This is a genomic window from Acidobacteriota bacterium (genome assembly GCA_016700075.1).
Lineage (GTDB): Bacteria > Acidobacteriota > Blastocatellia > Pyrinomonadales > Pyrinomonadaceae > OLB17.
Genome location: CP065000.1, coordinates 3,340,637 through 3,355,455, shown reverse-complemented (window position 1 = coordinate 3,355,455; position 14,819 = coordinate 3,340,637). Strand labels below are relative to the sequence as shown.

Sequence of the window (14,819 nt, the reverse complement as noted above, 5' to 3'; positions counted from 1 at the left end):
ACGATATTATCTGCAACACTGGTTGGAAATGTGTTTGCCGGAGGCCCAGTCGGAAGTGGCTATGTCTCAATCTTCGACCTAGCGGTTAGCGCGGCCGTTTCGTTCTTTCTTAGCGGCACAGATGACGACAATTGCCCGGTTCGGACATGTGGCGGCTGCAGACCCGGTGGCCCCGATTGCCGTCCACCTGCGAGCTAAGCCATGTATTCCAAGGTTTTCCCGACGACAGGCCGGTTTATGGAGACCGGCTTGTTACTCTACTTATTCTTCATAACGGCGGCCTTTGGTCAGACTGGATTGACAAAAGCTCAACTAGCCCTTTGGGATGGCGGTTGGGAGGATGCTATCGAAACTGCTCAGGTCGATGCTGCCGACTATGAAAAAAAAGACGATCTCGAGCGGGTCTTTTTAAGTTACGACACGAAAGCGAAGGCCCTGATCGCGCTGGCTCGCTATGCAGAAGTCGAGGCCACTGCGAATAGAACCTTCGAATATTTGCGGGAGAGCTCGGCACCGCCTCGTCTTTTCGCGCTAACGCATCTAACGCTCGCCGAATCGTATCGATCCGAAAAGAAAATTCCGCAGTCGATCGAGGAACTCAACAAGGCCCTACAGCTAGCGCCACTCGACCGCGAAATCCAGGCCGGATACAACTTAGGCGTCGGGCGAGCTTTTTTTAAGGCCGGCTACGATATTTCGGCAATATTGTGGCTCGAGAAGGCCGAAAGGCTTTTCGAAAACCAGCCTGTCTCTGAAGGAAAGCTTGACACCTACAGATTTCTGGCCCTCGCCTGGTCAGCGAAACTGAACTACTCAAAAAGCCTGGACTACTTCCGCATCTTGGTGGACGCATCCGAACGAACCGTTCATAAAAGCAGGTTTCGGCAGGCACTCTTCGAGTATGCTTCGGCTCTCAACGCCACCGGACAAAATCACCGGTCCTTAGCTGTATATGAAAAAGGCCTGAGCGCCTCGTTAAATAGTAAAGGTCGTCGACAAGCTCGAGATTTCTTGTCGTCGCTCCTTTTGGACGCCCTTTATCGCCACGAGATTATTAAGGCAAAGGAATACCATCGGCGTTTGACAGATCTGGACTCCGATGATGGGTACTTGCAGGAACGTCTGGTGGGTGAAGCTGTTGTTCACGCATTTGAAGGACGACAGGAAGCGTCCGACCGGACCTTCAGGGAGCTTGAGAAGATCGAGAAGACCTCCAAGTTTTTGATTTCAAACTGGAAGATAATAATCGCGGAGTATTCCCGAGACTGGCAGACCGTCATCGGACTGAGTAAAGAATTGCTCGATTTGATCGTCAAGAGTAATTTTCGAGAGGACTTGCCCCAGGTATATTTATCGCTTGCGACGGCGTACTTCCATACAAACCGGAAGCGAGAGTGTCTTGAGTACTTGGAAAAAGCGATCAGTCTGATCGAAGAGATTCGAGCCTCAGAAAATGGCGCCCTGTCATTAGGCCTGGCTGATACCTTTCATACCGCCTATCGCCTCCTCACTCAAATCCATTCCGAACAACCGCAACTGGCACTACAGTCAAGTGACTATCTGAAAGGCAGAATCCTAAGGGACCGGATAGATGGTGCGATCAGCCGACCCCGGCCGGGATTGTCGCCGGAGCTACGGCGCCGCGCGGGCGAGCTTTCTGCGGAGTTTGTACGTACTACCTCTGCTTACGGGAAACTCGAGGAATTTGAGCAATCGGTCACGATGGCGCTCCCTCGGCTAGCTTTAGCCAAGGTTGACCTTGCCAAGTTAGATCAGATTCCGGACCTCGAAAATGTGGCAATTGTTTCATACTCCTTTGCACTTGACGGACGGCTCAGTGCGTTTGTATGGGAAAAAGGAATGTCAGTGAGATCGGTTGAAGTTTCAGTCACTGAGGTCGAACTAGCGAAGGATGTTGAGGAAGCTCACAAAAAGATAAAGAACTCAATATTCTTCAAAAGAGACGGCAAGGAACTTTATGACAAACTTTTGAAACCGCTTGCTCTCACCTCAAAGCATCTCGTCATCATCCCGGACAAACATCTCTGGAAACTTCCATTTCAAGCCTTAAGTCCCGATGGGGAACGTTACCTCATTGAGGAGAAGCTCGTCAGTTTTTCGCCTTCGGTTTCGCTATTGCTCGAGAACCTGAGCCAACCAAAGCCGAACAGACGAACTATTAGAGCATTCTCTAATTCCTCGTTCAACGATCTCAAGCTGCGGTTCGCAGATTCCGAAGCGTTTAGCGTAGCTGGTCTCTACGGATCGCCTAACCTTGCTGCTACCGCGGCTGATCTTCGACGGCATTCGGGTAACGCTGACATTATTCATCTTTCAATGCATGCTCAGGTCGATGGTGAACAACCGCTTGAATCCTTCCTTGCCTTCCGAGCGGCCGGATCCCACGATGGCCGCGTTACGGTCAACGATCTTCTAGGTCTTAGCTTCAAGAAAGGCAGTCTCGTATTTCTGGCTTCGTGCGACACGAACAATGTGCTAAACGGCGAAGGCCTCGTTAGCCTTGCCTGGGGAGCGATGGGCGCTGGGGCCACGACCGTAATTTCAGCACAGTGGGAGGCGAACGACAAATTCACTGGGACTTTCACAAAATCATTTTACGGGTACTATCGGCAGGGATTCCCCGCAGGTGTAGCCCTGCAAAAAGCATCGATAGACCTGATCAGAAACAAATCCGGTAATATGCACGAACCATACTACTGGGCGGATTTCACTTTACTTGGCGACTACCGCTGATTCATTAATAAGCCTGAAAGTCCTTAGGATAGTGCAAAAATAAACCATTGCAACGAGCACTGGTGCATAAATTTGCCAAACTGTTTCCTTTGCTTGAACCTATTACCTGTTTAAGGACAAGATGCAATCGGCATAAGAATTGCGGACTGATTCACCGCCATGACTTTCACCAAGATCCAGAACCAAGTAGTTGTAATGCCTGAGGATGAGTTCTTTGAAAAATTAAGAAAATTCATCGACTCTGAATTTGAAACCCGTTTTGGTCCGCTAATGTCGATCATTGCAGTCAAACAAAAAGATGCCTGCCAAGCCATGGGAGTCACTGACGATACCGCGAGAAACCGAGTTGCAAATGGAAAGTTGAACGCTTTGCAACGTGATGGCTCGCGCCTTGTTTACTATGAGTTGAGAGAGGTGGGAGGCCTAAAACCTCGCTCCAGACGGAAAAAGATTTAAAATGAAATATACTTGGAATAGTTAGATAATAGTTAGATGAAAAGAAAAGGCATCCGTAATGGATGCCTTAACTTGTTGATAAGCTTGGTGATCCGACCAGGACTCGAACCTGGGACCCAATGGTTAAAAGCCATTTGCTCTACCGACTGAGCTATCGGACCATATTGCTTGCCTGCTCCGTTGCAAAGGCTCGACAAGCTGAATTAAGAAGTTTACACAGCAGAGTTTTTTTTGGCAAGTTTTCCCGGCCTCAATTACTGCTGAACCACGACTCCATCGTCGAGTCGCCGATAATGATAGTCTGGTCGCGTTCGGGACCTGTGGATATCAATCCGATCTCGACGCCCACCTTTTCCGAAAGAAATCTGACATAATCGCGTGCCTTTTCAGGCAGCTCAGAAAACTCCGTTGTGCCAACAGTATCCGTCATCCAGCCGGGCAGAGTTTCATAGACGGGCTCGATCTGGCGAAGTTCGCTTGCAACGGCAGGAAGCGTATCAATTCGCTCGCCGTTCATCTGATAACCGACGCAAACCTTTATTTTTTCCAGTGCGTCAAGCACGTCGAGTTTAGTGAGAGCAATAGAATCAAATCCGTTAAGCTCTGCAGCGTACTTTGTCGCCACCGCGTCAAACCATCCGCATCGCCGCGGACGTTTTGTTACCGAGCCGTATTCGTTGCCGCGTTCACGGATCAGGTTCGCCATCTCTTCTTCGGAATCAAGCATTTCGGTCGGGAACGGTCCTTCACCGACGCGAGTAGCGTAGGTGCGAACGATGCCAAGAACTCCCGTAATGTGATGCGGCGGTATTCCCGCTCCGACCGATGCTCCGCCGGCAGTCGGATTTGAGGACGTAACGAAAGGATAGGTGCCGTGATCGACGTCGAGCAGAGTCGCCTGAGCTCCCTCGAGAAGAACCTTCTTGTTGGCTTTGCGGGCCTCAGCAAGAAAGTGCGAAGTTTCGCATACAAAAGGCCTTAGGCGTTCTACGAGCGGTGAGATCTCTTCGAGTATCTCGTCGGCCCGCAGCGGCTGATGGCCGTAAAGCACAATGATGCGGTTCGCTTCTTCGAGATTTCGCTCGACGCGGAGTTTCAACAATTCCGGGTCCATCGCATCAGCTACGCGAATTCCCCGCCGTCCGGCCTTATCCTCATACGCCGGCCCTATACCGCGGAGCGTGGTGCCGATCTTTTCATTACCGAGCCGCTCTTCCGAAGTGTGGTCGAGCGCACGGTGATATGGCATTATCAGATGCGCACGCGACGAGACCTTTAAACGGTCGGGCGAAACGGAAACGCCTTTTTCCTCGATCTGATCGACCTCTTCGAAAAACGCTTTCGGGTCGATGACCATGCCATTGCCCAGCACACAAATCTTGTCCGGATGGATGATGCCCGACGGCAATAGCCTTAATACAAACGCTTTATCGCCGACGTATACGCTATGGCCCGCATTGTGGCCGCCCTGATAACGCGATACAACGTCAAAACGATCGGCGAGCAGATCGACCACCTTCCCCTTTCCCTCATCGCCCCACTGGGCACCAATTATTACGATTATCATGTTTATCTGAGCCACCTGTGGCAGTGGGTGGTTCTGGTTAAATATTTGATATTTAAACTGTTTGCCTGAAACACCCGCTACCGCAGATGATTTTAACCGATGGTCCAGTTATAAAGGCCCACATATTTACCCGCAGCATTTTCCCACGAATTGTCTATCGACATGCCGTTTCGCCGGATCTTGGCCCACGCTGCCTTGTCCTCGTAGGCAAAGCGGGCCTCGTAGATCTTTTCGAGCAATTTATCAGCCCGATACGGCCCGAATTTGAAGCCGTTTCCAGTTTCTGTCACGGCGTTCCAATTCTCTACTGTATCGTCGAGTCCGCCCACTGCCCGAACGATCGGAACAGTGCCGTAACGCAGGCTGTACATCTGATTCAGTCCGCAGGGCTCGAATTTGGACGGCATCAAAAAGATGTCTGCTCCTGCCTCGATCACGTGTGCCAGGGATTCATTGTAGCCGATATACACCCCTACGCGCGAAGGTGCGTAGTCTCGTAACGCTTGCAGGAATTTTTCAGAGTCCTTTTCGCCGGAACCGAGGGCAATGAAAAACCCGCCCGCGGCCAAAATATCAGCCGCTCCCTGACGTATCAGCTCTACACCTTTTTGGGAGGTCAGCCGCGTTACGCTTGCGTAGATCGGCCTTTCGAGTTCCACGGGAAGCGAGAACCGCTCCAAAAGATCGCGCTTGCATTCGGCCTTGCCGCTGAGGTCATTGATGTTGAATTTCACGGCAATTTCGGGATCGGACGCCGGGTCCCAGACGTCAAAATCCACGCCGTTCGTGATCCCGATCAGCCTGTCTGCTCTGCGACGCGTTAACCACTCCAATCCATGCCCAAATTCTTCGGTCTGTATCTCGTGAGCGTAGCGGTTCGATACGGTTGAAAGCGTGTCGGTCACTTCAAGTCCCGCCTTCATAGCAGAGGCGTATCCGTTGAAACTAAAGGCACTTCTCGCGAAACTTGAAGTAAAACCTAAAGCAGGCAATTCCCCCAAACCAAAACCTCCCTGATAGGCCATATTGTGTATGGAAAAAACGCTTCGGGTCCGCCGCCAATAAGGATCACTCCGCCTAGCTGAAGCCAGCTCGACTGCCGCAAAACCGCAATGCCAGTCATTCAAATGAACTATGTCGGGCGGAGCGCCAAGACGTTTTATCAGCTCCAAGGCAGCGTGGTTGAAAAACGCGAACCGCTCATAGTCTTCGGTATAACCGTAGATCGAATCGCGGTGGAACATCGATGGAGCGTCAATAAGGAACGTTGGCGAACCATTTGCTTCGCTGTAGAAAGCTTTTGCGTGATACGGACGTCCCCGCCAGGTCAGCCACAGGTCGTCAATGGCGACATGCCAAAGATACTCGCCCTTTGTCTGCCAATAACAGGGAGTGATCAGGAACGCGTCTACGCCGATCTGCTTCAGAGCCTTTGGCAGTGCTCCCGCAACATCGCCAAGTCCGCCGGTCTTGGAATATGGGACTGCTTCAGCTGAAATTACGGCTACGCGCATAGAACGTGATGAGTGCACAATGCTTAATGCACAATTGAAATCGAGATCTCAATTGTGCATTGTGCATTCTGAATTGTGCAATTGCTAAGACTGCATCGACGCAAGGAATTCGGCATTCTTCTTGGTCTTGCCGAGACGTTCGAGCACTACTTCCATTTGCTCGACCGGCGACAGCGGGTTAAGAACACGCCGCATGACCCAGATGCGATTGAGATTTTCTTTATCGATGAGGAGTTCTTCCTTACGGGTGCCTGAACGCTGCAGATCGATCGACGGAAACAGGCGTTTGTCTGAAAGCTTACGATCGAGATGGATCTCGCTGTTGCCGGTTCCTTTGAACTCTTCGAAAATGACGTCGTCCATACGCGAACCCGTGTCGATAAGAGCGGTCGCGATAATGGTCAGTGAGCCGCCTTCCTCGATATTTCGGGCCGCACCAAAGAAACGCTTTGGCCTCTGCAGTGCATTCGAATCGATACCGCCTGAAAGGATCTTGCCTGATGGCGGCACGACGGCATTATGGGCGCGTGCAAGACGCGTGATCGAGTCAAGCAGTATAACTACGTCGCGCTTGTGCTCGACCAAGCGCTTTGCCTTCTCGATGACCATATCCGCAACCTGTACGTGACGGGTCGGAGGCTCATCAAATGTCGATGAGATAACTTCGCCTCGGACCGAACGCTGCATGTCCGTGACCTCTTCAGGCCGTTCGTCGATCAGCAGTACGATCAGCGTAACCTCAGGATGATTCTCAGTTATGGAGTTGGCGATGGTCTGCAAAAGCATCGTCTTACCGGTTCTCGGCGGAGCGACGATCAATGCACGCTGTCCCTTCCCGATCGGCGTTACGAGGTCGATCACACGAGCCGACACATTGTCCGGCGTCGTCTCCATTATCAGCTGTTCGTCAGGATAGAGCGGCGTCAAATTGTCGAAGAATACCTTCTCTCGCGATTGTTCCGGAGCCTCAAAATTGATGGCCTCGACCTTGATAAGGGCAAAATACCGCTCGCCTTCTTTTGGCGGACGGATCTGTCCCGAGACGGTGTCGCCCGTCCTCAGATCAAATTTGCGGATCTGCGATGGGCTGACGTAAATGTCATCGGGACCAGGCAAATAGTTGTATTCAGGAGCTCGTAGGAAACCGAAACCGTCCGGCAGCGTCTCCAAAACGCCCTCCGAAAAAATGAGCCCGCTCTTTTCCGTTTGATCGGCGAGGATCTTGAATATGAGTTCCTGCTTGCGAAGCCCGGTCGCGTTCTCGATGCCCATTTCCTTGGCGAGATGGGTGAGTTCGCTGATCGACATGTCTTTCAGACCGGCGAGGTTGAGCACGCCGTCGCCTGAAGCGGTCCTTTCCGACTTGGTTGAGGTCTCTTCGGCGTTCTCCACATCCTCGGATTCCATGCCGTTTTCGAGCTCTTCCATTTCCTGGCCATTTGCCTTATCGGCCTTGGGCCTTCTTGACTGTGTGGTTCTGGTTGCCATGAGTGTTTAGATTGTGATGGTGCGCTGCCGTTCGCAGCGGAGAATTGATTGAGGAATTTAAATTGTCTGATGCGCCACGCTGCGCTTAATGAGTTTCAAAATTAATTTCTACGGAGATACCGTACGGGTAGTTTGAAGTTATACCAAGCGAAAAAAGCTCGAGAACTCACAAGGAATCCCAAAACTTAACGGGAAGCCTTATTTCTACTACATACACCGGCAAAATGCAACTCTATTTTTTCCATTGTGCAATACTGTTTTCTATATGACTCCAAATGTCATCTCTGCCCGTGCCTGTCTTGGATGAATAGGCGATGATGTTAGCGTCCGGCATCGCCTTTCTTGCGGCGGCTAAATTGGTCGTCAGTTCATTGCGGCTTATCTTGTCCGCCTTTGTAGCAACAACAAGATTCGGCTTGTCGTTATCACGAAGCCATTCGAAAAGCTGCAGATCGAGTGGTGTAGGACCGTGACGCGAATCTATCAGTTGGATGTTCAAAACCAGCGAATCGCTGTCAGAAAGATAGCTTTCCGCCATTTTCCCCCAATCCTGCCTCATCGTCTTTGAAACCTTTGCGTAGCCATAACCGGGCAGATCGACGAAATAAAAACTATCGTTCACCTCAAAATAATTGATCGCCTGTGTGCGTCCGGGCGTGTTAGAAGTTTTCGCGAGGCCTTTTCTCTGCAAGAGCGAGTTTATCAACGACGATTTGCCGACATTCGATCTGCCGAGGAAAGCGATCTCCGGCTTTCCATCTCGGATGTGGTCAGCGGCTTTGAACGCACTCTTGATGAATCTGACGTTTGAAATTCTCATCGCGTTCGCCGGATCTGCGGCCGGCTATTCGACCGGCGAAGCCGCTTGGGTCCCGGCAGTGTCCGCGTTCCAAACCGCAGCAGAGGCGGAAGCATCGGTCGCCACCTGCTTTTCAAGAGCAAGTTCGAGAACCTCATCAAATGAATCAACAAGATGTATCGCCAGGTCGTCGCGAACCTCGTCGGGAATATCCGCAAGATCTTTTTGATTTTCGCGTGACAGAATTATGGTTTTGAGCCCGTAGCGATGGGCCGCGAGCAGCTTCTCCTTCACACCGCCGATCGGCAGCACCTTGCCGCGAAGCGTTATCTCACCCGTCATTGCGACATCGAAACGGACAGGCTGGCCGGTCATCACCGAGACCATCGCGGTTGCGATCGTGATGCCCGCACTCGGGCCGTCCTTTGGAATAGCACCCTCGGGCACGTGTATATGCAGATCCTTTTCTTTGAAATCGACAGGGTCGAGACCGAGCTTCTCCGCACGGGTTCGCACGCACGTAAGCGCCGCTTTTGCCGATTCCTGCATCACCTCGCCCAGCTTCCCTGTCAGAGTGATCTCACCCTTACCTTTTACGAGAGTTGCCTCGACCTGCAGAACGTCGCCCCCGGCTTCCGTCCATGCAAGGCCGTTAACAAGCCCTATCTCGCTGGCCCTCGCAACGTCCTGTTTTCGGAATCTAATGGCACCGAGCAGTTCATTTACTTTTTCGGGATCGATGACAACTCGGAAATTATCGCGATCCTCGACCTTGATCAGTTGACGAGCTATCTTTCTGAGACACGAGCCTATCTCGCGTTCCAAATTGCGCACACCTGCTTCGCGGGTGTAATGACGCACTAGCTCGAGAATGCCTTCATCAGTAAAACTGACGCGGTCAGCTGCAACGCCGGTGTTCTCGCATTGTTTCGGCACAAGATGGCGTTTTGCGATCTCAAGCTTTTCTCTTTCCGTATAACCGGACAGGTGGAGAATTTCCAGACGATCCAGCAGCGGCGGCGGTATCGTGTGCAGTACATTTGCGGTCGCAATAAAAAACACGTGCGACAGGTCATAGTCCACGTCCAGGTAATGATCCCTGAACGTAGTATTCTGCTCCGGGTCCAGCACCTCAAGAAGGGCCGAGCTCGGATCGCCGCGGTAATCGCGGCCGAGTTTATCAACCTCATCGAGCAGCATCACGGGATTTGTCGTTCCCGCTCGCTTCATCAGTTGGATTATCTGTCCCGGCATAGAGCCGATGTACGTTCGTCTATGGCCGCGTATCTCCGCTTCGTCATGGACTCCGCCAAGGGCGAGCCGTACGAACTTTCGCCCCGTCGCACGTGCAATTGATTTGCCCAGGCTTGTTTTTCCGACGCCCGGCGCACCGACGAAACAGAGAATCGTACCTTTTGGATTCTTGACAAGCTGACGCACTGCGAGGAATTCGAGGATACGTTCCTTTATCTTATCCAGACCGTAGTGGTCCTCGTCCAGAATGTTTTCGGCTTCGTTCAGGTCTTCGAGTTCTTCAGAACGTTCTTTCCACGGAACGTTTATCAGCCAATCCAAGAATGTCCTCGAAACCGTGCTTTCCGCGGACATCGGCGGCATGGCCTCGAGTCGTTGAAACTCCTGCAGAGCCTTTTCGCGTGCCTCGTCGGTCATTCCCGAATCGAGAACTTTCTGTTTCAGTTCCTCGAGTTCGGCCTTTTCGTCCTTTCGGCCAAGCTCCTGATGAATGGCCTTTATCTGTTCGTTGAGATAATACTCACGCTGATGTTTGTCCATCGCCTTCTTTGTGCGGGCGTGGATATCTCTGTCGAGGTTGCGTTTCTCAACTTCGGCCTCTAGAAACTCGATGACGAGCGAAAGGCGTTCAGGAACAGACGTCGTTTCCAGGAGCAGTTGTTTATCTGCAACGTTTATTTTTAGCTGCGACGAGATCGAGTCGGCAATTTGTCCGGACGTAGTTCCTCTGACCGCGTTCGCCAATGCGTCAGTGTACGAATCGGCCGACATTCGCATCAGATTCTCGATCAACGAGTGGATCTTTTGCAGAAGGCCGTCAGTGCGGTAACCGGACTCTTCGGTCGAGGCAAGCCGCCGCACATAGGCATGAAACATCCCGTTTTCGTCCTTTAGGATACGGTTAGCGAATCCGCGGGAGCGCCCTTCTACGACAACCTTTATTTGGCCATTGTCCAACCGCTGCGCCTGAACGATGCGCCCGATGGTCCCGACTTCAAACACCTGTTCTGCTGCGGGCTCGTCAATTGTTGCGTCGTGCTGTGTCGCGAGAAAGATGTGCCGCTCGCCGGCCATCGCACGCTCCAACGCCATCACCGACGCAGCCCGTCCTATCTTGAACGCCACCTTTGAGAAAGGAAAGATGACAACGTCGCGAATTGGGACCATCGGAAAAAGTTCAATATCCGACGGCATTTGATCTGAAAATTCCTGCATAAAAAACGGCGGCTCTCACGGCAAACGCTAAGCCGAAACAGGTCCTGGTGTTGAAAGAACAATCCTATTTACTCAAATCGCAGGGCGAATTGCAAAGAAAAACTGCCCCTACAGCACGATTTTGCGAAATATCGATCTCGACCCAGTAAATAACCAAACCCGCCGTGATTTCAATATTCGGTCACATTGAACGGGCGGGTTAATTATTGATGTTTTTGAATGCTAAGCCGCTTCTTCGCTGCGGGTCATTACCTCGAAAACAGGAACCTTTTTCTCGACCATTTCCGGTGTAATGACGATCTCTTTGACGGAGTTTTCGCCGGGCACGTGATACATGGTCTCGAGCAAAAGCTCCTCAAGGATCATCATCAGCCCGCGGGCCCCGACCTTGCGTTTGTGAGCCTCTTTAGCAATGGCAGAGATTGCGGCATCTGTGAACTTGAGCGAAACATTGTCGAACTCAAATTTCCGCTGATACTGCCTGATAAGCGAGTTTTTGGGCTCTGTCAGTATACGCACAAGTGCGGTTTCGTCGAGTTCACTGAGTGTGCCGATAACTGGCAGGCGACCCACGAATTCCGGTATGAGGCCGTAGTGGATCAAGTCTTCGGGTTCGAGCTTGCCGATGGATTCTTCATGCCGTTGCTTCTTGCTGCGGACCTCGCCCTGAAAACCGAGTGAGCGGCTTCGGAACCGCTTTTCGACGACCTTTTCAAGTCCGATGAACGCCCCGCCGCAAATGAAAAGGATATTCGTGGTATCAAGCTGCTGAAAATCCTGCTGCGGATGCTTGCGGCCGCCGCCTGCCGGAATGTTCGCAACGGTGCCTTCCAGGATCTTCAAAAGTGCCTGCTGCACGCCTTCGCCCGAAACGTCGCGGGTTATCGAGGGACTGTCGTCCTTGCGGCAGATCTTATCGATCTCGTCGATATAAATGATTCCCTGCTGTGCCTTTTCGATGTCGCCTTCAGCAGCTTGCAGCAGTCTTAATAGTATCGTCTCGACGTCCTCGCCCACATAGCCCGCCTCTGTAAGGCTCGTCGCATCAACAATGCAGAATGGAACGCTCAGGTACCTGGCAAGCGTCTGAGCAAGTAGCGTTTTTCCCGTTCCGGTAGGGCCGATCAACAGAATATTCGATTTCTGCAGTTCTACGTCGTTCTTTCGCTTGGCAAGCTCAAGACGTTTGTAGTGCTGATACACAGCCACCGAAAGACGCTTTTTCGATTCTTCCTGCCCGACCACATAATCATCCAGAAACGCCTTTATCTCAGCAGGCTTTGGCAGCTTCGCAGCTCCGCTGCTCGGCACCGTCCGCTCATCGTCAACGATGATCTCGTTGCAGATGTCAATGCACTCATTGCAGATATAAACGCCCGGGCCCGCGATCAGCTTGCGGACATCGTTCTGCGACTTACCGCAGAACGAGCACGAAAGAATTTCATCCGGATGGCCAAATTGGGGCATAGGGTATTCTGGTGGAAAGTTGATAGCTGATAGTTGAAAGTAGCGACGATCTAGACCGCGGCAACGTTCCGCGAACCCTTTTACTATCAACTTTCAACTACAACCTGTCAACTATTTTTGTTTGTCTCTGTGTTCGATCACTTCGTCGATCAGGCCATATTCTTTGGCCTGATGCGGGTCGAGGATACGGTCGCGTTCGACGTCGACCTCAACCTTGTCAAATGACTGCCCCGAGTGATGGGCGATCAATTCCGAGGTCATCTTCCTCATACGAAGGATCTCTTCTGCCATGATGCGGACATCTGTAGCCTGTCCCTGAGCTCCGCCTGACGGCTGGTGGATCAGAATTCTCGAATGCGGCAATGCAAAACGCTTACCTTTTGTGCCGGCGGTGAGCAGCAACGCTCCCATAGACGCACATTGTCCGACACAGATCGTCGTAACATCGTTCTTGATGAACTGCATCGTGTCGTATATCGCCATTCCGGCGGTAATTGATCCGCCCGGACTGTTTATATAGAGGTTAATGTCGCGTTCCGGGTCTTCAGCCTCTAGGAACAAAAGCTGAGCGACGATCAGGTTCGCGATAGTGTCATCTATCGGAGTACCGATGAAGATGATGCTGTCTTTCAGAAGCCGTGAATAAATGTCGAATGCCCTCTCACCGCGTGAGGTCTGTTCGACCACCATTGGAACTAATGCCATAATCTCTTCTCGCTTTCTCGAATGTGGTTTAACTAATGAACTCTATACTATTACAAGCACTATACTTATGCCTGTCCATACCTCTAAGCTTTGGGAATCGGAGTTTCAGTTTCCGGCTTTTTTGCCTTTTGCCTTTCCCCTTTCCCTTTTTCACTCTTTCACTTTCTCACCTTTTTCACTTTTCTTCCCTTTTGCAGCCTTTTTCTTCGGTTTCTCCTCTTCAACGACCGGCTGGGCGGTTTCGTCGATCCAGTCACCATCGGTGACCTTGGCGTGGTCGATCACCGCCTCGATCGACTTCCGCGTTTTCAGATTATTGCGAATATTATCGAGACCGCCGTTCTGATTGAGCGACTTGCGGATATCTTCTGCGGGCATGCGGTAATATTCCGCCAACCGCTCGATCTCCTCATTCACTTCTTCTTCGCCGACCTCCACCTTCTCGAGTTCTGCGACCTTTTCGAGCAATAACGCTCCCATAACGTCGCGTTCTGCCTGCATGCGCATATTTCCGTATGCCATTTGGATGAACTCGTTCTCGACGTTGTTAAGGTCAACGCCCCGCTGCTGCAGGTCTTGTGCGAAATTGTTCAAGAGATTGCGAGCCTGGTTTTCGATCAGTGAATTTGGGACCTCGAAGGAATTCTCCTCGATCAGCTTTGCTATGGCATTATTGCGAACACGGGCATCAGCGTCTGTTTTCGCATAGGCTTCAAGGTCTTTGCGGAGCTTCTCACGCAGATCGGAAAGTGATTCGTAGCCTTCGTCAAGGCTTTTCGCCCAGTCGTCGTCGAGCTCAGGCACTTCAGATCGCCCGATCGACTTAACTTTGGCCTTGTAATGCAGCGTTTTTCCGGCGAGGTCCGCTGACGAGAAGGTCTCCGGATACGAAACCGAGAACTCTTTTTCGTCTTCGACGTTCAGGTCGACGAGATTATCCGTAAATGAGCTTTCGATTACCTCGTCACCAAGCGTGATATCGAGATCATTTGCCTGGATCGGATCTGCATCGGGATTATCATCAAAACGCCCTTCAAGGTCAACGATCATCGTATCGCCGATCGCTGACGCACGGTCCTCGACCGGGATCAGTGTTGCTTCTTTCTGCAGTCGATTCGCGATCAGATCCTCGATCTCGCCCTGTTCGACAGGTTTTACCCTGCGGACCAGTTCGATGCCCTTATAATTAGGCGTCGGAATTTCCGGCATTACCTCGAGGTGAACATGCAGCTTTACATTTTCCGATCCGTTAACTTTGACGTTCTCGTGATCTTCCAAATGCAGCTGCGGCTCTGTGAGCGGCTGCAGATCATGTTCCCTGATCGCTTCGGTGACCTGTGCAGGTATTACGTCCTGCAGAACATCGTTCTTGATCTCTTCAGCGAATCGAAGCTTTACAACATCAACAGGTGCAAAACCCTTTCGGAAGCCGGGAATATTCGCCTTTTGAGCGTATTTCCGGCTAACCCTGCTATATGAAGCCTTGACGACATCTGCGTCGATCTCGATCTTCAGTTCCCTTTGTGTCGGAGATATCTCCTTTAACTCGGTCTTCATCTATGCAAAAGGATATCAGAGCGGAAACTCGTTGTCAGTCCGT

The 14,819-nt window shown here is 51.5% G+C and carries 10 protein-coding genes and 1 tRNA gene; 2 read left to right on the top strand and 9 right to left on the bottom strand.

Annotated features, from left to right (window positions below; genetic code table 11):
- The first annotated feature begins 201 nt into the window (after positions 1-201).
- Together IPM50_15195 and IPM50_15190 are read left to right on the top strand one after the other, a co-directional pair.
- Positions 202-2,754, top strand: a complete 2,553-nt coding sequence (locus IPM50_15195) for a CHAT domain-containing protein (GenBank protein QQS32967.1) — start codon at positions 202-204, stop codon at positions 2,752-2,754.
- A gap of 159 nt (positions 2,755-2,913) precedes the next feature.
- Positions 2,914-3,210, top strand: coding sequence for a hypothetical protein (locus tag IPM50_15190; GenBank protein ID QQS32966.1), 297 nt, complete (start codon positions 2,914-2,916; stop codon positions 3,208-3,210).
- Between the two features lie 85 nt (positions 3,211-3,295).
- On the opposite strand, the gene IPM50_15185 is transcribed toward IPM50_15190, so the two are convergent.
- From IPM50_15185 to tig, 9 genes are all read right to left on the bottom strand, one after another.
- Positions 3,296-3,371: transfer RNA gene (locus IPM50_15185), tRNA-Lys, on the bottom strand.
- Between the two features lie 89 nt (positions 3,372-3,460).
- Complete coding sequence (locus IPM50_15180) at positions 3,461-4,777, bottom strand: adenylosuccinate synthase (protein ID QQS32965.1); 1,317 nt, start codon at positions 4,775-4,777, stop codon at positions 3,461-3,463.
- A gap of 92 nt (positions 4,778-4,869) precedes the next feature.
- Positions 4,870-6,291, bottom strand: coding sequence for a glycogen synthase (locus tag IPM50_15175; GenBank protein ID QQS32964.1), 1,422 nt, complete (start codon positions 6,289-6,291; stop codon positions 4,870-4,872).
- Between the two features lie 84 nt (positions 6,292-6,375).
- A complete protein-coding gene (gene rho, locus IPM50_15170) occupies positions 6,376-7,779 on the bottom strand; it encodes a transcription termination factor Rho (GenBank protein QQS32963.1) in 1,404 nt (467 codons plus the stop codon).
- Between the two features lie 232 nt (positions 7,780-8,011).
- Positions 8,012-8,599 carry a YihA family ribosome biogenesis GTP-binding protein gene (locus IPM50_15165; protein ID QQS32962.1) on the bottom strand — a complete coding sequence of 196 codons (588 nt, stop codon included), beginning with the start codon at positions 8,597-8,599 and terminating at the stop codon, positions 8,012-8,014.
- Between the two features lie 24 nt (positions 8,600-8,623).
- Entirely contained in the window at positions 8,624-11,047 is a 2,424-nt protein-coding gene (gene lon / locus IPM50_15160) for an endopeptidase La (GenBank protein QQS32961.1), read from the bottom strand.
- A gap of 222 nt (positions 11,048-11,269) precedes the next feature.
- Positions 11,270-12,514 carry an ATP-dependent Clp protease ATP-binding subunit ClpX gene (clpX, locus tag IPM50_15155; protein QQS32960.1) on the bottom strand — a complete coding sequence of 415 codons (1,245 nt, stop codon included), beginning with the start codon at positions 12,512-12,514 and terminating at the stop codon, positions 11,270-11,272.
- A gap of 111 nt (positions 12,515-12,625) precedes the next feature.
- The gene (clpP, locus tag IPM50_15150; GenBank protein QQS32959.1) at positions 12,626-13,219 is read right to left on the bottom strand and encodes an ATP-dependent Clp endopeptidase proteolytic subunit ClpP; all 594 of its coding nucleotides are present in this window, start codon (positions 13,217-13,219) and stop codon (positions 12,626-12,628) included.
- A 150-nt stretch (positions 13,220-13,369) separates the two neighbouring features.
- Complete coding sequence (gene tig, locus IPM50_15145; protein ID QQS32958.1) at positions 13,370-14,776, bottom strand: trigger factor; 1,407 nt, start codon at positions 14,774-14,776, stop codon at positions 13,370-13,372.
- Between the last annotated feature and the right edge of the window lie 43 nt (positions 14,777-14,819).